Source organism: Pseudobutyrivibrio sp. YE44 (assembly GCF_900104335.1).
Taxonomy (GTDB): Bacteria; Bacillota; Clostridia; order Lachnospirales; family Lachnospiraceae; genus Pseudobutyrivibrio.
In genome coordinates this window covers 675,381-701,290 of record NZ_FMXT01000001.1, presented here as the reverse complement: position 1 = coordinate 701,290, position 25,910 = coordinate 675,381, and the positions used below count along the sequence as shown (strand labels likewise).

25 protein-coding genes, 1 tRNA gene and 1 pseudogene are annotated in these 25,910 nt (G+C 38.5%); 22 read left to right on the top strand and 5 right to left on the bottom strand.

What is annotated here, in order from left to right:
- Positions 1-10: 10 nt before the first annotated feature.
- The 18 genes and pseudogenes from mnmA (at position 11) to BLR54_RS03155 (ending at position 17,320) form a co-directional block, all read left to right on the top strand.
- Positions 11-1,081 (top strand): tRNA 2-thiouridine(34) synthase MnmA, encoded by a 1,071-nt coding sequence (gene mnmA, locus BLR54_RS03240; protein ID WP_090416865.1) that lies wholly within the window; start codon positions 11-13, stop codon positions 1,079-1,081.
- Positions 1,082-1,503: 422 nt separating this feature from the next.
- Positions 1,504-2,193 (top strand): annotated as a pseudogene (locus BLR54_RS03235) (methionine ABC transporter ATP-binding protein); the annotation flags it as partial.
- 100 nt (positions 2,194-2,293) lie between these two features.
- The gene (locus BLR54_RS03230; RefSeq protein ID WP_090416862.1) at positions 2,294-2,956 is read left to right on the top strand and encodes a methionine ABC transporter permease; all 663 of its coding nucleotides are present in this window, start codon (positions 2,294-2,296) and stop codon (positions 2,954-2,956) included.
- A gap of 49 nt (positions 2,957-3,005) precedes the next feature.
- Entirely contained in the window at positions 3,006-3,866 is an 861-nt protein-coding gene (locus tag BLR54_RS03225) for a MetQ/NlpA family ABC transporter substrate-binding protein (RefSeq protein WP_090416860.1), read from the top strand.
- Positions 3,867-4,097: 231 nt separating this feature from the next.
- Positions 4,098-5,948, top strand: a complete 1,851-nt coding sequence (locus BLR54_RS03220) for a diguanylate cyclase (RefSeq protein WP_090416858.1) — start codon at positions 4,098-4,100, stop codon at positions 5,946-5,948.
- 41 nt (positions 5,949-5,989) lie between these two features.
- A complete protein-coding gene (locus tag BLR54_RS03215; RefSeq protein WP_090416856.1) occupies positions 5,990-6,748 on the top strand; it encodes an SDR family NAD(P)-dependent oxidoreductase in 759 nt (252 codons plus the stop codon).
- A 35-nt stretch (positions 6,749-6,783) separates the two neighbouring features.
- Positions 6,784-7,500 (top strand): 5'/3'-nucleotidase SurE, encoded by a 717-nt coding sequence (surE, locus tag BLR54_RS03210; RefSeq protein WP_090416854.1) that lies wholly within the window; start codon positions 6,784-6,786, stop codon positions 7,498-7,500.
- Positions 7,501-7,541: 41 nt separating this feature from the next.
- Positions 7,542-7,916, top strand: a complete 375-nt coding sequence (locus tag BLR54_RS03205; RefSeq protein WP_090416852.1) for an Asp23/Gls24 family envelope stress response protein — start codon at positions 7,542-7,544, stop codon at positions 7,914-7,916.
- A gap of 137 nt (positions 7,917-8,053) precedes the next feature.
- Positions 8,054-8,476 carry a transcription antitermination factor NusB gene (gene nusB, locus BLR54_RS03200; RefSeq protein ID WP_090416850.1) on the top strand — a complete coding sequence of 141 codons (423 nt, stop codon included), beginning with the start codon at positions 8,054-8,056 and terminating at the stop codon, positions 8,474-8,476.
- Entirely contained in the window at positions 8,476-9,687 is a 1,212-nt protein-coding gene (gene xseA / locus BLR54_RS03195) for an exodeoxyribonuclease VII large subunit (RefSeq protein WP_090416848.1), read from the top strand. Before nusB ends, xseA begins: the two co-directional genes overlap by 1 nt.
- Positions 9,688-9,703: 16 nt before the next feature.
- Entirely contained in the window at positions 9,704-9,937 is a 234-nt protein-coding gene (gene xseB / locus BLR54_RS03190) for an exodeoxyribonuclease VII small subunit (RefSeq protein WP_090416846.1), read from the top strand.
- Position 9,938: 1 nt separating this feature from the next.
- The gene (locus tag BLR54_RS03185; RefSeq protein WP_090416844.1) at positions 9,939-10,832 is read left to right on the top strand and encodes a polyprenyl synthetase family protein; all 894 of its coding nucleotides are present in this window, start codon (positions 9,939-9,941) and stop codon (positions 10,830-10,832) included.
- Between the two features lie 7 nt (positions 10,833-10,839).
- A complete protein-coding gene (dxs, locus tag BLR54_RS03180) occupies positions 10,840-12,699 on the top strand; it encodes a 1-deoxy-D-xylulose-5-phosphate synthase (RefSeq protein ID WP_090416842.1) in 1,860 nt (619 codons plus the stop codon).
- Positions 12,700-12,703: 4 nt separating this feature from the next.
- Complete coding sequence (locus tag BLR54_RS03175) at positions 12,704-13,501, top strand: TlyA family RNA methyltransferase (RefSeq protein ID WP_090416840.1); 798 nt, start codon at positions 12,704-12,706, stop codon at positions 13,499-13,501.
- Positions 13,501-14,346: an NAD(+)/NADH kinase gene (locus BLR54_RS03170; protein ID WP_090416839.1), complete on the top strand. Its 846-nt coding sequence runs from the start codon at positions 13,501-13,503 to the stop codon at positions 14,344-14,346. Before BLR54_RS03175 ends, BLR54_RS03170 begins: the two co-directional genes overlap by 1 nt.
- Entirely contained in the window at positions 14,347-14,799 is a 453-nt protein-coding gene (gene argR, locus BLR54_RS03165; protein ID WP_090416837.1) for an arginine repressor, read from the top strand.
- Between the two features lie 31 nt (positions 14,800-14,830).
- Positions 14,831-16,510, top strand: coding sequence for a DNA repair protein RecN (gene recN, locus BLR54_RS03160; RefSeq protein WP_090416834.1), 1,680 nt, complete (start codon positions 14,831-14,833; stop codon positions 16,508-16,510).
- Between the two features lie 129 nt (positions 16,511-16,639).
- The gene (locus BLR54_RS03155) at positions 16,640-17,320 is read left to right on the top strand and encodes a DUF5688 family protein (RefSeq protein WP_090416832.1); all 681 of its coding nucleotides are present in this window, start codon (positions 16,640-16,642) and stop codon (positions 17,318-17,320) included.
- A gap of 148 nt (positions 17,321-17,468) precedes the next feature.
- Here BLR54_RS03155 and BLR54_RS03150 read toward each other — a convergent pair whose 3' ends face one another.
- From BLR54_RS03150 to BLR54_RS03130, 5 genes are all read right to left on the bottom strand, one after another.
- A complete protein-coding gene (locus BLR54_RS03150) occupies positions 17,469-18,536 on the bottom strand; it encodes an ABC transporter substrate-binding protein (protein ID WP_090416830.1) in 1,068 nt (355 codons plus the stop codon).
- A complete protein-coding gene (locus tag BLR54_RS03145; RefSeq protein WP_090416828.1) occupies positions 18,536-19,321 on the bottom strand; it encodes an ABC transporter permease in 786 nt (261 codons plus the stop codon). The genes BLR54_RS03150 and BLR54_RS03145 overlap by 1 nt, the downstream gene beginning before the upstream one ends.
- Positions 19,318-20,145 (bottom strand): ABC transporter permease, encoded by an 828-nt coding sequence (locus tag BLR54_RS03140; protein ID WP_090416826.1) that lies wholly within the window; start codon positions 20,143-20,145, stop codon positions 19,318-19,320. The genes BLR54_RS03145 and BLR54_RS03140 overlap by 4 nt, the downstream gene beginning before the upstream one ends.
- The gene (locus BLR54_RS03135) at positions 20,138-21,220 is read right to left on the bottom strand and encodes an ABC transporter ATP-binding protein (protein WP_090416824.1); all 1,083 of its coding nucleotides are present in this window, start codon (positions 21,218-21,220) and stop codon (positions 20,138-20,140) included. The genes BLR54_RS03140 and BLR54_RS03135 overlap by 8 nt, the downstream gene beginning before the upstream one ends.
- A gap of 12 nt (positions 21,221-21,232) precedes the next feature.
- Positions 21,233-21,305, bottom strand: a tRNA-Thr gene (locus BLR54_RS03130).
- Positions 21,306-21,528: 223 nt separating this feature from the next.
- Between BLR54_RS03130 and BLR54_RS03125 the strand changes: the two genes are divergently transcribed.
- From BLR54_RS03125 to argH, 4 genes are all read left to right on the top strand, one after another.
- A complete protein-coding gene (locus BLR54_RS03125) occupies positions 21,529-23,268 on the top strand; it encodes a sensor domain-containing phosphodiesterase (RefSeq protein ID WP_176761840.1) in 1,740 nt (579 codons plus the stop codon).
- 128 nt (positions 23,269-23,396) lie between these two features.
- A complete protein-coding gene (locus tag BLR54_RS03120) occupies positions 23,397-23,744 on the top strand; it encodes a hypothetical protein (RefSeq protein ID WP_090416820.1) in 348 nt (115 codons plus the stop codon).
- Complete coding sequence (locus tag BLR54_RS03115; RefSeq protein WP_090416818.1) at positions 23,744-24,370, top strand: epoxyqueuosine reductase QueH; 627 nt, start codon at positions 23,744-23,746, stop codon at positions 24,368-24,370. The genes BLR54_RS03120 and BLR54_RS03115 overlap by 1 nt, the downstream gene beginning before the upstream one ends.
- 2 nt (positions 24,371-24,372) lie before the next feature.
- The gene (gene argH / locus BLR54_RS03110) at positions 24,373-25,746 is read left to right on the top strand and encodes an argininosuccinate lyase (RefSeq protein ID WP_090416816.1); all 1,374 of its coding nucleotides are present in this window, start codon (positions 24,373-24,375) and stop codon (positions 25,744-25,746) included.
- The last annotated feature ends 164 nt before the right edge of the window (positions 25,747-25,910 follow it).

The window sequence follows — 25,910 nt, the reverse complement described above, 5'->3', positions numbered from 1 at the left end:
GATTATTCTTATGAAGGCACTGATAGCTATGAGCGGCGGCGTGGACAGTAGTGTGGCCGCTCTTTTGATGAAAGAAAAGAATTACGAATGTATAGGCTGCACTATGAAGCTATACGGAAACGAAGATATAGACCTATCTGATACTAGCACCTGTTGTTCTTTAGATGATGTTCAGGATGCAAAGGATGTGGCAAGAAAGCTTGGAATGCCCCATTACACCTGGAATTTCAAGGAGCAGTTTAGGGAAAAGGTTATTGATAATTTTATTGATTGCTACGAGCATGCTATGACACCTAATCCTTGTATAGAGTGTAATAAGCATTTGAAATTTTGCGAGCTTTATAGACGTGCTAGAGAGCTTTCCTGTGATAAGGTTGTTACTGGTCACTATGCTAGAATTCGTAAATGCGAAGATGGCGCGTATCAGCTTCTCAAGGGAAAGGATGAAAGCAAGGATCAGTCTTACGTGCTTTATTCCATGACTCAGGATGAGCTGGCACATACTGATTTTCCATTGGGAGAGTATTCAAAGGATGAAATCAGAAAGATTGCTGAGTCCCATGAATTCGTAAATGCCAACAAGCCTGATAGTCAGGATATTTGTTTCGTTCCTGATGGAGACTATGTTTCAGCTCTTAAGAGATTTACAGGCAAGGAATATGAGCCTGGTGATTTTGTAGATATGGAAGGAAATGTTCTTGGTCGTCACCGTGGTCTTGTATGCTATACTATCGGGCAGCGTAAGGGTCTTGGAATCTCAGCCGCTTACCCTTTATATGTTGTAAAGCTTGATACTGAAAAGAATCAGGTGGTGCTTGGGAAAAATGAGGATTTGTTTTCAAGGGATGTTTATGTTGAAAATATAAATTGGATTAATCCTGAGGCACAGCCAGACGCATTCAATTGCAAAGCAAAGATTCGCTATCGCATGAAGGAGCAGCCTTGTAAGGTGGAAAAGACAGGGCCATGTTCTGCGAAAATCACTTTTGACGAGCCACAGAGAGCAGTGACACCTGGTCAGTCAGCTGTATTTTATGACGGGGATGTTGTGCTTGGTGGAGGAATTATCAAGTTGAAATAGTCAAAAAAGCCTTATATAAGGCTGTAATTGCATAAAGTAAAGCAGATATAGCTTGTTATCAATATAATTGATAACAAGCTATAATTTTTACCTATAAGTATATTCTGTGTCTTTTATTGACAGTGAGTATTCAGAAGATTATATTATAGTCATCTTAATTGTGTAAGAAAATTTGTACAGTTTCTTACAAGGAAAGGAGCAAGACATTATGAAGAAAATAAAGAATATGACAATGATGTACATGTGCATGTTCCGAATGCTATTCTCCCAGGCGTTTAAGGCTGATGGGTGCATGGCTCTTTGTCTTGCGCCTGCGTATGATGATTAGTTAGCACTGATTATTAAGCCATTGCCTGGGAGTAAAACTTAGGCAATGGCTATTTTATTGCCAAAATTCAATCAGAAAAGAGGAAATAATTCGTATGTACGAAATAGAAATCAGAAATTTGTGTAAAAGCTTTGTTGGAAAAGACAATCAGGTAGAAGCTTTAAAGGATATTAACCTAAACATCGAAAAGGGAGATATCTATGGAATTATCGGAATGTCTGGTGCCGGCAAAAGTACTCTCATTCGATGTTTGAACTATCTTGAAAGACCCACAAGTGGTCAGGTAATCGTAGAGGGAAAGGAGCTTGGTCAGTTAAATGACAAGGAGCTTAGAAAAGAGCGCCAGGATATTTCAATGATTTTCCAGCATTTCAATCTTCTTCAGCAAAAAAGTGTAATTGATAACATTATCTTTCCACTTACACTACAGGGAGTTAAGAAGAATGTAGCTAGAAAAAAGGCTTTTGAATTACTTGCAAAGGTAGGACTAGAAGATAAGGCAAAGGCATACCCTTCACAGCTTTCAGGTGGACAGCAGCAAAGAGTTGCAATTGCAAGAGCTCTTTCTACAAATCCAAAGATTCTTCTTTGTGATGAGGCAACATCAGCTCTTGATCCACAGACTACAGCGTCTATTCTTTCTTTGTTAAAGCAGATTAACAAAGAGTATGGCATTACAATAGTCATCATCACTCATCAGATGTCAGTGGTGAAAGCAATCTGTAATAAGGTTGCAGTGCTTGAGGATGGACAGCTAGTAGCCAGCGGAAAGATTGGGGAGGTAGGACTTCCTGAGGACAAATACTTTTGGATAGATGGTGATAGTCAGCTTCCAAAGCATCATTCAAAAGCTGAAAGAATTGAGAAAGTTGAGGTAGATGATTATGTGGGATAGCCAAGTTACAAATATGATTTTAGAAGGAATACTTCAGACAATATATATGAGTGTTGCTTCCACATTTTTAGGATATCTCTTGGGACTTCCTATGGGAGTATTACTTACAATTTCTGATAAAGATGGATTAAAACCAAATCCAGTTTTGTACAAAGTTTTAGACGCTGTTTCTAATGTGGTTCGTTCAGTACCATTTTTGATTTTACTTATTTTATTAATACCACTCACGCGACTCGTTGTTGGTAAATCATATGGTAGTACAGCCACAATAGTTCCTCTTGTAATTTCAGCAGCTCCATACATTGCAAGAATGGTAGAGGCTTCCTTGAAGGAAGTGGATGCAGGTGTTGTTGAAGCGGCCAAATCAATGGGGGCTTCAAATGCACAAATTGTATTTAGAGTTCTTTTACCAGAGGCAAGAACTTCACTTATTACAAACGCTACAATCGCCCTTGGAACAGTGCTTGGTTATTCAGCAATGGCTGGTACCGTTGGAGGTGGCGGATTGGGAGATATAGCAGTTCGTTACGGTTACTACAGATATCAGACAGATATAATGATTGTCACAGTTGTTTTACTTATTGTTTTGTTCCAGATTTTCCAGAACAGTGGAATGGCAATAGCAAAAACACTTGACCATAAAAAGAAATAATAATAAGGGTATAGGGCAGAATTTATTTACAGAAAAGGAGATTATGATTATGACAAAGAAAATTTTAGCAGCAATTCTTGGAACAACACTTACACTTGCAGCACTTACTGGTTGCGGCTCTTCTAATACTGAAGCAACAGATTCTTCAAATGCTGAGGAGACAACAGCATCATCTGAGGATCTTACACCAATTACTGTTGCAGCTTCAGCAACACCTCATGCAGAAATTTTAGAGCAGGCTAAGCCTCTCTTAGCAGATAAGGGTTATGACCTTCAGGTTACAGTATTTGACGATTATGTTCAGCCAAACCTTGTAGTAGAGTCTGGGGAGTTTGATGCAAACTATTTCCAGCATGTTCCATATCTTGATAGCTTTAACGAGGAGCAGGGCACACATCTTGTAGATGCTGGTGGAATCCACTATGAGCCATTTGGAATTTATCCAGGTCAGAAGACATCTCTTGATGATATCGCTGATGGTGATACTATTGCAGTTCCTAACGATACAACAAACGAGGCTAGAGCACTTCTTCTTCTTCAGGACAATGGCTTACTCACTCTCAAGGATGGTGCAGGCCTTACAGCAACTGTAAATGATATTACAGAAAATCCTCACAACATCAAGTTTGAAGAGCTTGAGGCAGCACAGGTTGCTCGTGTTAAGGAAGAGGTTGCATTTGTAGTATTAAATGGTAACTATGCACTTGAGGCTGGTTTCTCAGTGGCAAAGGATGCTATCGCATTTGAGGCTGCTGATTCTGAGGCTGCAAAGACATATGTAAATATCATTGCTGTTGCAGAAGGAAATGAAAACAATGATGGAATCAAGGCTCTTGTAGAGGTACTTAAGTCTGATGAAATCAAGTCTTACATTGAAAAAACTTATGATGGTGCAGTAGTTCCATTCTAAGAAAAATACATTTATATATGGCTGAAATAAACGACTAGAATTATTACAAGGACTGTGGATTTAAGGGGAGAAAATCCACAGTCTTTTTATATTGATTAGTAATATTCATTCTTGTATGATTAAATCAGAGGGAATATCAAATATTAGGATTAAAACTAACAAAAAATACATAATCTTGCTGTAGAATTAATCTGTTAAATATTTGGAAGAATATGTTTTGGGGTGTAACAAATGATTAACGGTAAAAAGATTGTGGCGTTATGTGCATATCGTGTATATGACTCTCAAGTTTTTAGCTTTATAACAGAGCTAAACAAGCTGCTTGAAGACCAAAACTGCGCAATATTTATATATGCTATAAATTCCGAAATTGGTAACGGGGGAGATATTGTTCCTGAAGTAGCAGTGTTTGATCTTATTCCATATGACAAGGTTGATGCAGTTGTTATTATGGATGAAAAGATTAAGAGTCGTGAGGTTGTTCAGGGAATTATTGATAAGGCTAATTCGAAGGATGTGCCTTCTGTAATCATCGATGGAGTTTATGACAATGCATCCTTAGTACGTTTTGATTACTCAAAAGGCTTTGAGGCAGTAGTGCGTCATGTTATTGAGCGCCATAATGTAACAAGGCCTCATTTTATGGCTGGTAAGAGAGATAGCGAATTCTCCAACGATAGAATAAAGGTTTTTAAAAAGGTAATTGCAGAAAATGGCATAAGCTATGATGACAGTATGCTTAGCTATGGTGATTTCTGGTCTGTGCCAGCCCGTGCTGCTGCAGAAGAGCTTCTTAATAGAAAGGAACTTCCAGAGGCAGTAATCTGCGCTAATGACATTATGGCGATAAATGTAGCTGATGTTTTCCAGGCAGATGGAGTGGAAATACCAGGTGATTGTATTGTCTCAGGTTTTGATGGTATGGATGAAGCCTTTTGGGCGAAACCTGGCATTACTACAGCAAAATGCGACAGTATTGAATTGGCCAAGACAATAGCAGAAGTTGTTTTTGCCTTGTTTAAAGGAAAGAGGAACTTGAAGAAATGGATTATTCCAACCTTTATAGCTAATGATTCCTGTGGTTGCCCACGTTGTAATCAAGATTTGCTTTCTGCAATAAGCGGTCTAAATAACAGATTTTATCATCATCAGGATGATATACATATTATGCAGACCTATACCTCAAAGATTATTGGTGGTCAGACACCAGAAGAGACTTTGAAATATATTCGAAATCCTCTTACAGATAACATGTGTATTGTGGTGGAGCACAGTTGCTTCGACTTGGAAAAGAATTTCTTATTAGAGGATGTTGAGCCAGGTGAGAAGGTCGTAATTTATGATTCTTATATAGAAGAGGATAGAATTTCTCATTACAATCCTGAGGAGATTATCCCTCACCTAGATGATGTTATGGAACTGGGCTATCCACTTGTATTCAATTGCCTTGAATATATGGGAAAGGCTCCTGGTTTTGTATGTTATACATATCCAAGATTTGATCTTGTTGATTATTCTAAGACACCAAGCATTACAAATTTCTTCGGAATGGCGCTAGGTGGTTATGTTATTAATCGTTATCAGAAACACTTGAGAGATAAGCTTCAGGAAATGTATCAGCATGATGCTTTAACTGGACTTTTTAATCGTCTTGCATTTAGAGCAAAAATTGAGGAAATGAGATTGGATCCTGCCTATGAAGGAATGCAACTTACCATTCTTATGGCAGATTTAAATGGCCTGAAGCAAATTAATGATACTCTAGGGCATTCCTGCGGTGATAAAGCAATTGCAACAGTTGCAAAAGGTCTTACCACTTATTGTCCAAAGGATGCATTAGGAGTTCGTTTTGGTGGCGATGAAATGATGGAGTTTATCTTTGGAGATTGCAATCCAAAGGCAATCATTCAACAAGTGGATGACTTTCTTACAAAGGAAAGCGAGGCCCTTGGTTTTAAAGTTGCCGCTAGTATTGGTACGCATATTACTACCTTTACAAATGATATTGATATGCACAAAATCCTTGTTGAGGCAGATGAAAAAATGTACGAGACTAAGCGGGCTAGGAAAGAAAAGAGTTAGTTGGAATACTTCAATATATTAATAGGGAGATTAATTATCTTATGAAAACAGCACTTATAACTGGAGCTACTTCAGGAATTGGACGAGAGTTTGCAAGACAGTTGGCCGAGAGAGGTTATAGTCTTATTCTCACCGGACGACGAGTAGAACGTTTGGAAGAATTAAAGGAAGAGCTTCAGGTTCCTGTTGAAATAATAGAAGCAGACTTGAATAAAAAGAAGGCTTGTTTTGCTCTATTGAAAAAACTTGAGAATACACAGATTGATGTATTCATTAATAATGCAGGCTTTGGAGTCGCAGGCTCATTTCTTGATACAGACATGGATAAAGAAGTATCAATGATTAAGGTAAACGATGTGGCCATGCATATTCTCTTCAAAGGAATGCTTCAAAAGATGCATCAGGCAGGAACTGGCCACATATTAAATGTTGGAAGTTCCGCGGGACTTCTTCCAGGAGGGCCATATATGGCAGGCTACTATGCCTCAAAGGCGTATGTTGTTAGTCTTACCAGAGGTGTAGCGGTGGAGCTTAAGGAAAAGGGAAGTCCTGTAAAGGTTAGTGTGCTTTGTCCAGGGCCAGTAGATACTGAGTTTAACGATACAGCAGATGTTGTTTTTTCTTTAAAGGGGATATCTCCAGAGTTTTGTGTGGCAGAGGCCTTAAAGGGAATGGATAGAAACAAACTTATTATAGTTCCATCCTTTAGAATGAAGCTTGCTACCACATTTTCTCATTTGGCACCTTATCCTATTCTTTTGAAGCTTACAGGAAGACAGCAAAAGAAAAAATTGGGATAAAACAGCGGATATTATTTAAAGTCTAAGGAGATGTTATGAAAATATTAATTACAAATGATGATGGAATTGAGGCTGATGGTATAGTGCGCCTTGCCAAAGCAGCAAAAGAATTTGGTGAGGTTTGGGTGGTTGCACCAGAGTCTCAGAGAAGTGCAGCAAGTCATAGTATTTCTCTTCATTCAGCTATAGATATATTTCCCTACCAAGATTTTATAATTCCAGGAGTCCACGCTTATTCTTGTAGTGGCACACCAGGCGACTGCGTTAGAGTGGGCAGTCTTAGTGTTATGCCTGAAAAACCAGATGTGGTTTTGTCTGGTATTAATTTTGGGTTTAATGTGGCAAGTGATATTCAATATTCGGCTACTGCCGGAGCTGCTTTTGAGGCGGCCTTTCAGGGATATCATGCTATAGCTTTATCGGAAGGATGCCACAATCATTCGGTTACTGATAAATATATTCGAGAGATATTAAAAAAGCTTTTAAATGAAAAGCTCCCTGAGGGGTGTATTCATAATGTGAATTTCCCAGATTGTGATTTAGCAGATTGTAAAGGTGTACTATATGATAGAAAGGTTTCTGTCGGTATGTTTTACAAGGATCACTACAACGTGATTGAAGAACTGGAGAATGGCGGCCTTAGATACATGGTGGAGGGCGTTTACACACCAGAGGCAGAGGCTGGAACAGACTTTGCAGCTATTTTAGATAACTATGTATCTGTCGGTGTTGTAAATAATGTTGGATATTGATATAATTACTCTAGTTTTTCCATAAGATTTAGGAGGCAGATATGGCAGAGAATAAGAATTTTGTTATAAATGTAAACGGTGACGGTGGTGTTAATATTTCCGAAGAGGTTGTTGGAATTATTGCAGGCCTCGGTGCTGTTGAGGTAGAAGGTGTAGAATCGCTTGCTGGTAACCTTACATCAGACAACATCTCTAAGGCTGGACAGGGTAAGCTTGCTAAGGCTGTTAGAGTTGAAGATGCTGAGCCTGGCAAAATCGTTGTTCGTATGGCTATCAACATGAAGTATGGCTACGAGATTCCAAAGGTTTCTGGTATGGTTCAGGAAAAGGTAAAGCAGGCTGTTGAGACTATGACAGGTCTTGTTGTTACAGCTGTTGATATCAGAATCGCTACAGTTTCTGTTTCAGGCAATTAATTTTTCTTATATAAGGAAATTCATTAGTTCTGTATAGTTACTTTTTATGCAAAATATTGTATAATTATGGGGTGCTACTAGGTGGGTAGCATCCCTATATTATTCTATAAACAAGTTTTTTCAGGAGTATCATTTTTATGAATAGACATGAAGTAAGAAAAGAAGTATTCAAGGCTGTGTTTATGAACGAGTTCCACGACACAGAGGAGATGAATAACGTAATCAACACCTTCCTTGAGGGGCGTAATAATGCTGAGACTGAGGACTTAGCTAAGAACAATAAGACTCCAGAGGACGAGGAGTACATCAAGACAAAGTCAGAAGCTATTATTGCAAAGCTTCCAGAAATTGATGATTTAATTAACAAGTCTGTAGATGGATGGAAGACTACTCGTATGGCAAAGGTTGATCTTACCTTAATCAGACTTGCACTTTACGAAATCAAGTTTGAGAATCTTCCTGTTGGTGTTGCAATTAACGAGGCAGTTTCTCTTGCAGATGAGTTTGGAACAGACAGTTCAGCTGGTTTCGTTAATGGTGCATTAGCTAAATTAGTATAATGAATAAAAATGTATATAGTGTTTCGCAAATAAATACTTATATTGAGCGAATGTTCGCTGATGATTTTATGCTTGGAAATCTATCTCTTTCAGGAGAGGTTAGTAACTGCAAGTACAATCATACCGGCCACATCTACTTTACTTTAAAGGATGAAAAGTCGGCCATATCCTGCGTTATGTTTGCAGGAAAGAGAGCCAAGGGTCTGAAATTCCAGATGAAGGATGGTGACCAGGTTGTTGTCACTGGATATGTTGGAGTGTACAGTCCGCATGGCAAGTATCAAGTCTATGCTAATGAGATTGAGCTGGCTGGTGTTGGAGATTTATATCAGCGATTTGAAGCTCTTAAGGCGGAGCTTGAAGAAAGTGGTATGTTTGACCCAATGTACAAAAAGCCACTTCCTAGTCATGCAATGAGAATCGGTGTGGTTACAGCCTCTACTGGAGCGGCTGTCCACGATATTATAAGAGTTTCCAAAACTCGTAATCCTTTTGTTTCAATCATCCTTTATCCTGCACAGGTTCAAGGAGAAGGGGCGGTGCCATCCATAATTTCGGGTATACAGCGCTTGGATGAAATGAATTTGGATGTGCTTATAGTCGGCAGAGGTGGAGGTTCAATCGAAGATCTTTGGGCCTTTAACGAAGAGGCAGTAGCTAGAGCAATTTTTAAAGCGAACACCCCTATTATTTCTGCAGTTGGTCACGAAACAGATTTTACCATTGCAGACTTCGTTGCAGATAAGAGAGCAGCCACTCCATCCCAGGCGGCGGAGTTGGCTAATTTTGTATATCAGGATTTTGCTGGAAAGCTTGAACGATATTCCGACAAGCTTAACAGAGATTTAGATTTCAAAATTACGGCTTATGAAGAACGTTTGATGAGCATGAAGCAACGTCTTCAGCTTCTTAGACCTGAAAATAAAATTAAGGCCAATGAGGAGAGGTTTAAGCATTTAAGTCTTCTTATAAACAATCTTATGGATTCGAAGCTAGATAGATATTCCAATAGATTAGTAGCTCTTTCTGGTAGATTAGACGGCTTGTCCCCGGCTAAAAAGCTGGCAACAGGCTTTGGATATGTAACAGACGACTCTGGAACAAGAGTTGATTCTATTGACCAGCTCAGTGTTGGAAATGGTCTTTCAATCAGAATAAAGGATGGCCAAATAAACACTGAAATTACAGAGCTTATACCATACAAAGACTAAACATAGGAGATTTTAAGTGGGTACTAAAGAGGAAAAAAACGAAACAACAATAGAGCAGAGCTTTGAAATCCTTGAGGATATTATCACTAAAATGGAATCTTCAGATATTTCCCTGGATGAATCCTTTGCTTTGTATAAAACAGGCATGGAGGAATTACAGCATGCCTCTTCAAAAATAGAACAAACAAAAAAAGCTGTTATGGCTATTAGTAAAGACGGCAGCTTAGAAGTATTCGAAGGGGATGAATAGCATGGATTTTAAGAACGAGCTAAGCCTTAGGGTAGAGGCTGCAGAAGATGTGGTTTGCAGATTCTTACCTGATGTTGAAGGCTATCAATCAGTTGTTTTTGAGGCAATGGAATATGGCATTACAGCCGGCGGCAAAAGAGTAAGACCTATTCTTATGAATGAAACCTTCCAGCTGTTTAATGGTGAGGGAGATGTGATAGAGCCTTTTATGGCAGCCATCGAAATGATTCACACCTATTCCCTTATTCATGATGATTTGCCAGCTATGGATAATGATATGCTTCGACGAGGCAAGCCTACAGTGCATGCCGCTTATGGTGAGGCAATGGGAGTGCTTGCGGGTGATGCACTTTTAAACTATGCCTTTGAAACAGCACTTAATGCCTATGATGCAAAAACAGATGTTGTGGCAGTTACAGAGGCCATGAGAATACTTGCCAGAAAGGCCGGGGTCTTTGGTATGATTGGCGGTCAGGTGGTAGATGTTGAGGCTGAGAAAAAAGAGCTTGAAATGACAGAAGACAGGCTCAATTTTATATACGAGTTAAAGACCGGAGCCTTAATAGAGGCATCAATGATGATTGGCGCAGTGCTTGCTGGTGCAGACGAGGAGCAGGTTGAGCTTATTGAAGAAGTGGCCAGCAAAATCGGAATGGCCTTTCAGATACAAGATGATATTCTTGATGTGGAAGGTGATGAGGCAAAGCTTGGCAAGCCAATTGGTTCAGATGAACGAAATGAAAAGATAACTTATGTTACATTTGCAGGTATAGAAAAATCTAAAGAAGAGGTAAAGCGTCTTACAGATGAGGCAGTAGAGAAGCTTAACAGTTTATCATCTCACAATGATTTCCTGATCGAGCTACTTAACTACTTGGTCTATAGAGACAACTAAGACAAATATGGTTCTTGAAAAAATAAAGCAACCTAATGACATAAAGAAATTAACAGAGCAGGAGCTTAACGAACTTCCAGGAGAGATTCGTCAGTTCCTAATAGAGCATCTTTCTAAAACAGGAGGTCATTTAGCCTCTAACCTTGGAACAGTTGAGCTTACAATTGCACTTCATTTGCTTATGGACTTTCCACACGATAAGCTTGTTTGGGATGTTGGTCATCAGGCCTACACACACAAGATTCTTACAGGAAGAGCAGATGAGTTTGAGCATTTAAGACAGTTTGGTGGAATCAGTGGTTTCCCTAAACGTGTGGAAAGTGATTGCGATAGCTTTGATACTGGTCACAGTTCAACCTCTCTTTCAGCAGCTTTAGGTTATTGTGTAGCCAGAGATTTAAAGGGAGAGGATTATAAGGTTTGTGCTGTAATTGGTGATGGTGCTCTTACAGGCGGCTTGGCCTATGAGGCTCTTAATAATGCTTCCTGCCTTAAGAATTCAAACATGCTAATTATTCTTAACGACAACGAAATGTCCATCTCAAAGAATGTGGGTGGTATGTCTACCAATCTTGAGAGACTTCGTACCAGCTCAAAATATGTAGGTCTTAAGAATAATGTGCTTGCCTCTCTTGAAAACTGGCCTCATGGTGAGGGCATTATAAGAAAGATTCGAAGCACTAAAAATGGAATAAAATCCCTTATGGTTCCTAATATGGTATTTGAGGATTTAGGGGTTATGTACTTGGGTCCTGTAGATGGACACAATATAAAGGATATGCTAGAGACCTTCCAGATGGCAGTTAGAATTGAAGGTCCTGTTTTGGTTCATGTTATCACCAAAAAGGGTAATGGTTATGAGCCAGCTGAACGTCATCCATCGCGTTTCCATGGAACAGATATTTTTGAGATTGAGACTGGTCTGCCAAAGCGTAGCAATCAGCCTGGATACACAGATGTATTCTCCACTGTTATGCGAAAGATGGGAGACAGAAACCCAGAGGTAGTTGCAATCACTGCAGCCATGGCTGAGGGTGCTGGTCTTAAGCGTTTCAGAAATATGTTCCCGGACAGATTCTTTGATGTAGGTATTGCAGAGGAGCATGCAGTTACCTTTGCTGCAGGTCTTGCCTTAGGTGGACGAGTTCCGGTGTTTGCAGTTTACTCATCCTTCTTACAGCGTGCCTACGATCAGATTTTAGAGGATGTTTGCCTACAGAATCTTCATGTGGTATTCGCTATTGATAGAGCTGGTTTGGTAGGTGCAGATGGAAGTACACACCAGGGTGTATTTGATGTATCCTTCCTTACAGCTATGCCAAATATGACTGTTATGGCTCCTAAGAACAAATGGGAACTTTCAGATATGATGAAGTATGCGGTTGGAGAACATAATGGTCCTATTGCAATACGTTACCCAAGAGGAGAGGCATATTGTGGCCTGAAGGAGCATAGAGCAAAGATTGAGCTTGGCAAGGCTGAAGAAATCAAGGCTGGTTCTAAGGTAATGCTTTTTGCTTACGGTTCAATGGTTAAGAAGGCCGAAGAGGTTGAACAGCTTTTGAAGGAACATGGAATAGACGCAGGAATTTGCAATGCCCGTTTTGCAAAGCCATTTGATAAAGATTATCTTCAGTCAATAAAGGATAATTACGACCTTATTGTTACAATGGAAGAGAACGTTAATACAGGCGGCTTTGGTCAGCAGGTTCAGACATATCTTAACGATATTGGCTATAAAGGACAGGTGCTTAAAGTTTCTGTTCCTGACGAGTTTATCCAGCACGGAAGTGTTACTCTCTTATTTAAAGAGCTCAGAATGGATGCACCTTCAATTACAGAACGTATTTTAGAAGTTATAGGATAGTAGAATGAAAGAAAGACTTGATATTGTTTTAGTTGATAGAGGTTTTGCTCCTTCACGTGAAAAGGCAAAGACAATGATTATGGAAGGCAATGTTTTTGTTAAAGGAAATCGTGAGGATAAGGCCGGTACAAAAATTGATGTTGACGCAGACATTGAAATCCACGGTCAGCAGCTTAAATATGTTAGTAGAGGTGGCCTTAAGCTTGAAAAGGCTATGACTCACTTCGACCTCACTCTTGATGGAAAGGTTTGCATGGACATAGGAGCTTCTACTGGCGGGTTCACAGATTGTATGCTTCAAAACGGAGCGTCAAAGGTTTTTTCTGTAGACGTTGGCTACGGTCAGTTTGCCTGGAAGCTTAGACAAGATCCTCGAGTAGTATGCATGGAAAAAACAAATATCCGCTATGTGACTTTAGAGGATATCGGAGAGCAGCTTGACTTTGCGTCTGTAGATGTTTCTTTTATCAGTCTTACAAAGGTTTTAGGTCCAGCTAAGGCGCTGCTCAAAGATGATGCTGAAATGGTTTGCCTTATTAAACCACAGTTTGAGGCCGGCAGAGAAAAGGTTGGTAAAAAAGGTGTAGTTAGAGACCCTGCTGTTCATGAAGAAGTTATTAACACAATTATAGATTTTGTTAAAGAAATTGGTTTTTATGTGCTCCATTTGGAGTTCTCTCCAATAAAGGGGCCAGAAGGAAATATAGAATATCTTATACATATATCAACGGCAGAAAAAGAGGGGGAAGCTATTGATGTTGCAGCAACTGTAGCAGCAGCACATGGTAGTTTGGACAAATAATGAAAAACTTTTTAATTGTTGCAAGATCTTTTGGTGATTTACATGAGAAATACATTAACCTGATTCGTGATTACATAAAGTCTCATGGTGGAATGTGTATTTTAGATTTAGATACTGTATCTGACAGTTCTGACAATACCATTCATGTGGATGACGCTATTGAATGTATCATCACTGTTGGTGGAGATGGCACTGTAGTTAGAGTTGCTCAAAATGTTAATAATCGCCAGGTTCCTATTGTAGGACTTAATTGTGGTCATCTAGGTTATCTGTGTGATATGTCAATAGACAATATTGAACATTGCCTGGACCAACTTCTTTGCGACAATTATAAATTAGACAAGCGAATGATGCTTGAAGGAGAGTGCTCAAACGATTTGACTTGCAATTATAGAGCACTTAATGATATTGTAGTAGTTCCTGTGGCGGCAGGTTTATATGTTCTAAATCTTACTGTTAAGGTTAATGGAATTAGACTATATTCCCACAATTGCGATGGGCTTATAGTTTCAACACCGACAGGTTCTACAGCCTACAATCTTTCAGCAAATGGACCAATCGTTAGCCCGCATGCTGATTGTCTCATTCTTACTCCAATTAATCCTCATACCCTCAATTCCAGAAGTATTATTTTATCTTCTACAGATGAGGTGGAGGTTTCAATTGAAGCAAGACATGATGAGGATGAACCTCAGGCCAATATTGTTTATGATGGAACACTTAGGCAGACCCTTCGTAAGGGAGAAAGCCTTAGAATATATCGTTCAGAAGTAACATCAAATATGGTCATGCTTGAAAATGTAAATTTCTTGGAACGCATAAGAGCAAGAATGCAGGAGATTTAGATGAAAATAGAAAGACAGACTAAAATATTAGAATTAATTGTTAAAAATGAAATCGGTACCCAGGAGGAGCTTACTGCAAAGCTTGAGGAAGCTGGCTTTAATGCCACTCAGGCAACAGTTTCACGTGATATTCGTGAGATGAAGCTTACAAAGGTTGCCGATGCTTCAGGAAAGCTTCGCTATGTGGCTTTTAAGACCACAGAAGAAGATATGAATGAGAAATATATTCGCATTTTCCTAGATGGTTTTGTATCTATGGACAATGCTCAGAATATGCTTGTCATCAAAACTGTTTCTGGTATGGCGATGGCTGTGGCGGCAGCTCTTGATCACATGGATTTCCCAGAAATTGTTGGTTCAATTGCAGGAGACGACACTATTATGTGTGCCATCCGCTCTATTGATGACACTGTGCTTTTAATGGGTAAGCTTAAACGTATTATTGAAAAATAAGGGTTGGCTATGATTAAAAAAGGAGAATAACATGCTAGCTAGTTTGCACGTTAAAAATTTAGCCCTTATTGATGAAGAGGAAATTATTTTTTCTAAGGGGTTAAACATTCTGTCAGGAGAAACCGGTGCAGGTAAATCAATCATTCTTGGTGCACTGCATCTTTCCCTTGGTGATAAGGCTTCAAAAGATTTTCTTAGAGATAGTGATTCTGAAGCTTTTGTTGAGGCGGTATATCTTGTTAAAGACGACAAGACAAAAGAGGCTCTCAGAGATTTAGGGGTTGAGCCTTACGATGATGAAGTGATTATGAGTAGAAAAATCACAGAGTCTCGTAGTATAGCAAAGATTAATGGAGAACAGGTTCCGGCTGCCAAAATGAAAGAGGTAGGTGATATACTTCTTGATATTTATGGTCAGAAAGAACATCAGTCTTTACTTAACACACACAAGCACATGGAGTTTCTTGATGAATTTGCTAAAAAGGATATTGGCGATTTAAAGAGTCAGGTATCTGCTGCATATCGAGAATATAAAGCTCTTACAGCTGAGCTTGAGGAGGCTAAGAAAAGCGATATTTCAAAGGAACGAGAGATTGTTCTCTTGGATCATGAGATAAATGAAATCGAGTCAGCAAACCTTAAGGTAGGTGAAGATGAGGAGCTGGAAGAAGAGTATAAGCGCCTTTCTAATTTTGGTAAAACAATGGAAGCATTTGGGAAGGCACATGAGGCTATTTCAGGTGACGGAGGAGCTTCGGATGCAATTAGCGCTGCAATCTCAGAGCTTCGTCATATAGAGGCTATCGATACAAAGGCAGCTGAATATCTTTCAATGCTTAATGATGCAGATAGCATTCTTTCCGATTTTGGGCGAGATTTATCTTCTTATATGGGTGATACATCCTTCGATGAAGGCACCTTTATTCAAATTGAAAATCGATTAAATGAGATTAATAGATTAAAGGATAAATATGGTTCATCTATCGAGCTTGTTCTTAGTGCCCTTAAGGAAAGACAAGATAAAAAGGCTAAATTCGAAAGCTTTGATGAATATCTATCAGAGCTTAAAGCTAAGGTGAACGCTGCAACAGACAAGCTTGAAAAGCTTTCTACAAAGCTCTCAGATATCAGAAGTAAAAACGCTAAGATTCTTTCAGAACGAATGCAGGATGCAATGTCAGATTTGAATTTCCTTAATTCAGAGTTTGGTGTTGAGCTTAAGCGAATGGATCACTATACAGAGAATGGTTTTGATGAAGGTCAATTCCTTATTTGTACAAATCCCGGCGAGCCGCTTAGACCACTTAAGGATATTGCTTCTGGCGGTGAGATGAGTCGAATAATGCTGGCTATTAAGACGGTGCTTGCTTCTGGTGGTGGAATAGATACCCTTATCTTTGATGAGATTGATGCGGGTATTTCAGGTCGAACCGCACAGGCTGTATCTGAAAAGCTAGCAGCAGTTGCTTCAGCCCATCAGGTAATTTGCATTACCCATCTTCCTCAGATAGCAGCCATGGCTGACACACATTTCTTAATTGAAAAGAACGTGGAGAATGGTCATACAATTTCTGGTATTAAAAAGCTTTATGACAACGATACTGTATCAGAGCTTGCCAGAATGCTTGGCGGTAGTGCCATTACAGAAGCTGTTCTTACAAATGCTAAGGAAATGAAAGATATGGCTGTTGGTTTCAAACGAACGTTATAAAAATTTGTGCAAAATCACAGTTGAATAAAAATGTAATTCTTGATATATTTATGTCCGCATGTTTCTCATGCGGACTATTTGTTTTTCTTTATTATTTCCATTTTTACTTACGTCATTAGTGGAGGCTAAATGACAAACGAACAATTAAATAAAGCAACTATTAAGGTTTCAGTAGATAAAGTTCTTGATTTAGGAAAAGTTGTGTTCAAGGTAGTAGGAAAAGAGCGAAATGAAGAGCTTCTTAAAATGGTTCCTCATATTGATTATCTTGATTTAGCAATTATTTTTTATCTATATTTTAAAGAAGATGAATTATATGGTTATGGAGAGACTGGTGGCCTATTAATACAGAATTCTTTTTTGGATTATTGGAAGGTAGATGTAAATACTCTTATGATGGCTGCTATGGAAAACACTCCAAAGCATTTAGGTTTAAAGATTCGTGGTATTTTTAGTACTATTGCAACTTACCTTAATGATGACAGTCTAATGGATATTGCAGAAGAAGAGGATAAGGCCACTCCTTTATATGTGGCAACTAACAATAGTGCACTTTATGGTGCAGGAGTACTAATCTATAAAGATATGTTAAAGGCAATGGCTGCCAAGCTCGATTCAGATCTTTTTATTATTCCGTGCTCCGTACACGAAATCATAATTGGAAAGATTATGGAGGATTGCGATTATTCTCTCGATAGCCTGAAGGAGATGATTTGGTACGTAAACCGTCACGACCTACTTGAGGAGGATGTACTTAGCGATAATCTATATTACTATAAACGTAGCACCGGCGAATTAGGAATAGTTTAGGTTGCATGATTTCCTATTATGCATTTGGAACAAAAAAAGCTGGTAGGCATCAAGCTCTTAGATGTCTCAAGCGAAGCATTCTACGCTGAGCGGAGATATCTAAGGCTTGTAGCCGTAACCAGCTTATGTGTTTATTATTGAAAATATTTTAGTATGCCTTTAGCTTCTTCCAAAGGTTGGTCGTGTAGTTTAGGGTTTCGTCGTCGTAGGCTTCGTAAAGCTTGCAACGATCGAGAGTTTCTTTGGTAGGGAAGACGGTTTCATCTGCAAGTGTTTCCTCGTCTTCGTGGGCTGCAACTTTTGTGTTAGGAGTTGCATACCATACATACTCAAAGTTTTCTGTGGCTGCCTCTTCCTCGCACATGAAATCAATCCATTTCATAGCTGCATCGTAATGTTTGCAGGTACGTGGGACGAACCAGGAATCAATCCAAAGATTACCACCTTCCTTTGGAACGGTATAACTAAGGTTTTCGTTGTATTCCATTCCCATTGCAGCTTCACCAGAATAACAAACAGCCATTGCCGCATCTTCTGAAATCATACATTCATAGGTTTCATCCTGAAGATATGCATATACATATTTCTTTTCAGCACAAAGAAGGTCATAGGCTTCATCAAGCTGTTTTTTATCGGTGGTATTAATATCGTAGCCTAACTTTTCAAGAGCAACCATCATGGCATCTCTTTGAGAGTTAATCATTACGATTTTGTTTTTGTATTCTGGATTCCACAGAGAATCCCAAGATGATACAGTTTCTTCATCCACCATTTCAGTGTTGTAAAGAATACCTACAGTTCCATAAAAATAAGGAACGGTATATTCATGAGTTGGATCGAAGGCTGCTGATGCATCGATAATCTGTTTATCAATGTTTTTGTAGTTTGGAAGAGAGCTGTAATCGATTGGAATAAGCTCACCTTCATTACGAAGAGTTTCTATCATGTAATCAGAAGTACAGATTACATCATAGTTGATTGAGCCTGCTTTGTACTTAGCGTACATGTCTTCAACCTGCTCGTATTCCTCGTATTTAACAGTAATGCCGGTTTCTTTTTGGAAACGCTTAAGAACATCACTTTCTATATATTTACCGTAGTTTAATACTACTAGTGTGTCAGTAGCTTCAGCATCTGAGCCACAGCCAGTGAAGCTAAGAATAGGCGCTGCTGTCAAAATCAATATGCTAAGGAAGCTTAATAATTTATTTTTCATTATTTATGAGCCTCCTTTCTGCCTTCACCCTTGTAGTTGATTACGAGAAGTAAAACAAAGGCAAGCAAGAAGAGAATAGTAGATAAAGCATAAAGCTCTGGTTGAATACCCTTTCTTAACTGGGTGTAAAGCATTGTTGAAAGTGTGTTTACACCGGCTCCCTTTGTAAAGTAGGTGATTGTAAAGTCGTCAAGTGACATTGTAAGTGCCATTAAAAATCCTGATAAAACTCCAGGGAAAATTTCCGGCCAAACAACCTTTGCAAAGGCATAGGCAGGTGTTGCACCTAAATCCATAGCGGCTTCGTAGCAGGCTTCAGAAAGAGACTGAAGACGTGGCAATACGTTGAAGATAACGTATGGTACGGAAAAAGCTATGTGGGCAAGTACAACTGAAAACTCTCCAAGAGGAGTGAAACGGGTGAATAAAAGCATAAGAGAAATACCCGTAACAATATCAGCGTTTAAAAGTGGAATATTGGTGGCACCAAGCATTATTGCTGCATGTCTTTTTTTCATGTAATGAATACCAATGGCTGCAGAAGTACCCAGTATTGTTGCAAGGATAGATGAAGAAAGGGTAATTCTGATTGTGGTGCCAAGGGCATCCATTATATTGTCGTTTGCTGTTAGGTTAAGATACCATTTTAAGGTGAATCCGCCCCAAACAGTTCTAGACATTGAATTATTAAAAGATAAAACAATTAATACTAAAATTGGCGCGTATAAAAACAAAAATACAAGTCCGAGATAGAAGTAGGATGCTCCCTTTTTAACCTTTGTCATACAAGCATACCCCCATTCTCAGAATCATCTACCTTATTCATGATAGACATAGAAAGAAGTACGAATATCATGAGAATGATAGAAAGGCCGGAACCTAAATTCCAGTTTCTTGCAAGAGTGAACTCCTGCTCAATTACATTACCAATAAGAAGTACCTTACCGCCTCCTAAGAGGTTTGATACAACGAATGATGATAATGCAGGAACAAATACCATGATAATGCCTGAAAGAATGCCATCCTTTGAAAGAGGAACTGTGATTTTGGTGAAGGTGGTTAACCAGTTGGCACCAAGATCTGCTGCAGCCTCAATTACCTGATCATTAATCTTTGAAAGGGCATTATAAATAGGCAGAATCATATAAGGAAGGAAATCATATACCATACCAAGAGTAACAGCTGACTTGGTATAAAGAATATGAATTGTTGGTAAGCCAATAGCTGAAAGTATGCTGTTTAGTATACCGTTGTTTGAAAGAATAATCTGCCAAGCAAGGATACGAAGCATAAAGTTCATCCACATTGGAAGGATAAATAAAAACACTATAAAACCTTTGTTGGTTATCTTGAGATTATGCAAAATAAGAGCAACAGGATAAGCAATAACAAGACAAATAACTGTTGTCAAAAAAGCAACCTTTATAGATAACCAAAGAGACTTAAGATGAACAGGCTCAGCAATTGCTGTAAGGTTCTCTAGTGTAAAGCTTCCTGTGCTGGTAGTAAGGGCATATCCTAATATATAAAGCAGTGGAAGAATAGTACAAATAAGTACCCATAAAGCATAAGGACCTGCAAGGAAGCTGGTTTTAATTTTATTAGTCATCTTCCTTCATAACCTCCTCATCCTCTGACTCAGGTTTGTTCATGATCTGAATATTAAATGGAATTACATTAAGGGATACGTGCTGACCAATCTCAAAGTATTTTGTGGTGTGAACTAACCATTCGTAGCCACCGCACTGAACATCAAGCTCGTAGTGAACACCCTTAAAGAGGCAATCTGTGATAACACCATCCATAAAGCCTTTTCCTGGATAGCCAAGCTCTACATCCTCTGGACGAATTACAACGTCTACAGGCTTCATTGTACCAAAGCCTTTATCTACACAAGGAACCTGTACTCCCAGGAAGGAAACAAGCTCATCCTTAATCATTATTCCTTCTATAATATTGCTTTCACCAATGAAGTCGGCAACGAAAGCATTTTCAGGCTCATTGTAAATATCTTCTGGTGTACCAATCTGCTGAATATATCCTTGGTTCATAACAACGATTGTATCAGACATAGTAAGAGCTTCTTCCTGATCATGTGTAACATATAGGAAGGTGATTCCAAGCTCTTGCTTGATTTTCATAAGCTCGTACTGCATGTTCTGTCGAAGCTTCAAATCAAGGGCGCCAAGTGGCTCGTCTAAAAGAAGAACCTTAGGCTCATTTACAATAGCTCTTGCAATGGCGATACGTTGCTGCTGACCACCAGAAAGAGAGTCGATAGCTCTTTTTTCGAAGCCATCAAGATTAACTAGCTTAAGAGCATATTTGATTTTATCCTGGATATAATCCTTTGATTTTTTCTGGATATTTAAACCAAAAGCTATATTTTCTTCGATAGTCATGTGTGGGAAAAGTGCATACTTCTGAAAGACCGTGTTGATTGGTCTTAAGTTTGCAGGAAGTGCAGTGATGTCATTTCCGTTAAGATAGATTTTACCTGAATCAGGCTTTTCAAATCCGCCAAGAAGACGGAGAGTGGTTGTCTTGCCGCAACCAGATGGACCAAGTAAGGTGACGAAAGTGTTTTCCTTTATGTAAAGGTCAAGTTCGTCAAGAACGAGCTGCTTGTCATAGCTCTTTGAAACGTGGTCAAACTGAATAAATTCCAATAGATTACCCTCCATTATTAAATAATAAGCTCCGAATCAGACTCGAACTGACGACCCCCTCATTACGAGTGAGGTGCTCTACCAACTGAGCTATCGGAGCGTAATAAAAAATACAGGTATTTGTTTCTCAAAAAAGTTGCAAGAAGTTCAACCTTTATATAGCTTAACGCGAGTTTTAGTGTAATATAATCACCCTAAAAAATCAATTAAAAAACCACAGAAAATCAAGAAAATGAAGGTATCATATTTTTTTAATAAAATGAACACTTTTATTTGTTAAAATTCCTTATATGTGCGAAGTTGACTTTTCGTTGGAGGTTAGCATGGGGCGTGGATTTTATCAAAGCGAAAACGGTGGACAGATTCCGGTTGGATTGCCGGGTGGTTTCTTTATTTATGAGGCAGAAGGCGATGGAAAGATTCTTTATGCCGAAAATAATGTGGTCGAAATGTTTGGCTGTAGCTCCTACGAAGAGTTTCTTGACTATGTTGGGGGAACCTTTAAAGGCATGATTCATCCTGACGATTTGCCAAAAATCGAGACTCAGATAGAGGCTCAAACTGTGTATGCCGATAAGCGACATGATTATGTTCGCTACAGGATTATTGCTAAGGATGGAACCATTAAGTATTTAGAGGACTTTGGTCATCTTCTTAATTGGGATGATGGCACAAGGTTTTACTATGTATTTATAGTTGATGTAAATCAAAATCAAGATTCTGATGAGGTAAGAAGTGCCTATAATGCTGCTCAGATGCAGTCGGCAGCAAATGGTATGGATACCCTTACAGGTTTATTTAATATGCCTTTCTTTTATAGTAAGGTTCAGGCTTTGCTGTCAGCTGTTGACATTTCTAGAAAGGACATTTCCTTTATTCATTTTGATGTGCCAAACTTTAAGCTTTATAACGAACGAAATAGCTTTGCATCAGGAGATGAATTATTACAGCGTCTCGGTGAAACTATTCAAAAAACTTTTCCTAATGATGTGATTGCAAGGTTTTCAGACGATCATTTTGTGGTATATTGCACCTTGCCAAAAAATGAGGTGATTGACAGAGTTACCAAGGTTTATCAGAAGATGCTTATTAATAAGGACATTGAAAAGAAGATAAAGATTAAGGCAGGTATTTTTTTCATGGAGGATCAAAAGGTGGAAGTTGGTCTTGCCTGCGATCATGCACGCCTTGCTTGTAATAGTATTAAGAAAAGACATGATATTTTTTATTGCATTTATGAGGATATTATTAGAGATAGTCTTAGAAGGCAGCAGTTTGTTGTTGACCATATAGATGATGCTATAGCCAACGATTATCTTAGAGTTTTTTATCAGCCAATTGTAAGACTTGCAACTGATGAAATCTGTGGATACGAAGCCTTGGTAAGATGGGTGGATCCAAAGAATGGAATGCTTTCGCCAGGATATTTTATCGAGACTTTGGAAGATTTTCATTTGATTCATTTTGTAGATGAATTTGTAATAAAAAAGGTATGTCAGGACTATGTGAAAATGATTAATGATGGAGAGGCACTTGTTCCTATATCTATCAATATATCCAGACAGGATTTTGAAGTATGTGATGTTTTCAAGATGCTGGATGATTATTGTAGGATTTACGACGTACCTAGATACATGATTGATGTTGAAATCACGGAAAGTGCTTTTAACGACAATACTGGATTAATTAAAGAAGAGACTAAGCGAATCAGAGAAGCTGGATTTGAGGTGTGGATTGACGATTTTGGTAGTGGATATTCTTCATTAAATACCTTGGCGGATTACGAGTTTGATGTTTTAAAACTTGATATGGTTTTCTTGAAGAGTTCAGAGGTGAATCCTAAAACAAAACCACTTATGAGAAGCATTATCCAGACCACAAAGGAGCTTGGAGTATCGCCATTATGTGAAGGTGTTGAGACACAGGAAAACTATAATTTCCTTAAAGAGATTGGTTGTGACCGTGCCCAGGGATACTTTATTGGAAAGCCAATGCCATTAAATGATCTTTTAGATGAAATGTATGCTAAAGGAATGCAGTGGGAGTATTTTTATTATAACTAGATTCCTAACATAAAAATAAATATGGAGTTGTTTATTAAGCAGCTTTTTATTATAATCAAAAAAGATGTTTTATGGACTTTCGTATAGATTCATTACATAAATTATAAAAAATAGGAGACTAGTTTCTTATGGAGAATAATAAAAAGATTACTGTTGACACAAAGGCTATAAAAGCTTTCTTTTCAAAGGATAATTTACCAATGCTTTGCCTTATTGGCTTAGCTATTTTTGCAGTTGCTGCAATCATTGCTTCAACGGTTGCCTTCCATGTAAGCGTTGTTATTGCTTGTATTATGGTGGTACTTGAGGCATGCCTTTCAGCTTGTCTCAATAGAATTCCAATTTGGGTTCATGGTCTTGTGTTTATTGCGCAGGTTGTTTGTGGAATAATGGCATCACAGGTTCCATTCATGGTTCTTATGGCCTTTATTTATGTTTTTGCAATTACATTCTTATATATTTGGTCAAATAAATAATGAATAAAATCAATTATCAAAAGGAATTAGATAAAATAATATCAAAAATAGATAAAGAAGGCCTAGTGCCTTCTTTATTGTTACACAGCTGTTGCGGTCCATGTAGCAGCTATTGTATTGAGTACTTATCTCAGTATTTCAATGTTACCGTTTTCTATTACAATCCCAATATTTATCCAGAGGAAGAATATTATCATCGTGTAAAGGAACAGCAGCGGTTTATTAATGAGTTTCCAACAAAGTATCCTGTTTCTTTTATTGAAGGCGATTATGATACTGATAGCTTTTATAAAATGGCTAAGGGGCTAGAGAAAGAGCCTGAAAAAGGTTTACGTTGTCATAAGTGTTATGACCTTCGATTAAGAAGAACAGCTATTGTTGCAAAAGAAAAAGGGTTTGACTTTTTTACAACAACGCTTACAATATCACCAATGAAGGATTCTCAGGTCCTTAATGAAATCGGAATTCGCATAGGCGAAGAAGAGGGGATTGAGTGGCTTCCTAATGATTTTAAAAAGAAGGAGGGCTATAAGCGTTCCACTGAACTTTCAAAGGAATATGATATGTACCGACAGGACTACTGCGGCTGCGTATATTCATATAATGATAGACACAAGGAGGATTAGTTATGGCACAGTTGTGGGGAGGTAGATTCACAAAATCTACTGATCAGATGGTTTATGATTTCAATGCGTCAATTAGCTTTGACAAGAAGCTTTTTGCACAGGATGTTAGAGGTAGCAGAGCACATGTAAAAATGCTTGCTGCAGTTGGCGTTATCACTGATGCAGAAAGAGATGAAATTCTTAAAGGCTTAGATGGTATTGAAGCTGATGTTAATTCAGGAAAGCTTGAAATTACATCAGAATACGAGGATGTCCACAGCTTTGTGGAAGCTAATCTTATTGATAGAATTCGTGATGCTGGTAAGAAGCTTCATACAGGACGAAGCAGAAATGACCAGGTGGCTTTAGATATGCGCCTTTATACAAGAGACCAGGTGGAGACCACAGAGGAAGCTTTGAAGCATCTTCTTAATACTATCCTTGGCATAATGGAAGAGCATATCGATACAATTATGCCTGGCTTTACACATCTTCAGAAAGCTCAGCCAATCACCCTTGCACATCACATGGGTGCTTATTTTGAAATGTTTAAAAGAGACGTTCTTCGTCTTCAGGACATAAGAGTTCGAATGAATTATTGCCCACTTGGTTCAGGTGCCTTAGCTGGTACAACATATCCTCTCGATAGAAATATGACAGCTGAGCTTTTAGGTTTTGATGGTCCTACTCTCAACTCTATGGATGGTGTTTCTGATAGAGATTATCTTATAGAGTTTTTGTCTGCCCTTTGTACAATTCAGATGCACCTTTCTCGTTTTTCAGAAGAGGTTATTATCTGGAACAGCAATGAGTACCGTTTCGTAGAAATCGACGATGCTTACTCAACAGGCTCATCAATAATGCCTCAGAAGAAAAACCCTGATATTGCTGAGCTTGTACGTGGTAAAACAGGCCGTGTTTATGGTGCCCTTACATCACTTCTTACTACAATGAAAGGTATACCACTTGCGTATAATAAGGATATGCAGGAAGACAAGGAAATGGCCTTTGATGCCATGGAGACAGTTCAAAACTGTATCGTATTATTTGACGGTATGCTTGCTACAATGAGCTTTAATAAAGAGGTTATGGCTGACAGTTCTAAAAATGGTTTTACAAATGCCACTGATGCTGCAGATTATCTTGTAAATCACGGTGTACCATTTAGAGATGCCCACAGTATTATCGGTCAGGTTGTACTTTATTGCATAGATAAAGGCATTGCCATTGATGATATGTCTCTTGATGAGCTTAAGGCGATTTCCCCAGCCTTTGAAGAGGATATTTATGATGCTATTTCCATGGAGACTTGTGTAAATAAGAGACTTACAGTTGGTGCTCCAGGACACGATGCAATGTTAAATGAAATTGCAGCATGCAAGGATTTTTTAAAATAAAATAGACAAGTATTAGACTACATTTTCAAGAAATAAAGAGCTAAAAATGTTGAAAATGTAGGATAATACTTTTTTTGTGAGAAATTCTCAAAAAGTCCTTGCAAAAGTTAGACAATTTAATTATAATACTGTCTAAATTACTGTTACGGCGGACAAATGTCCGT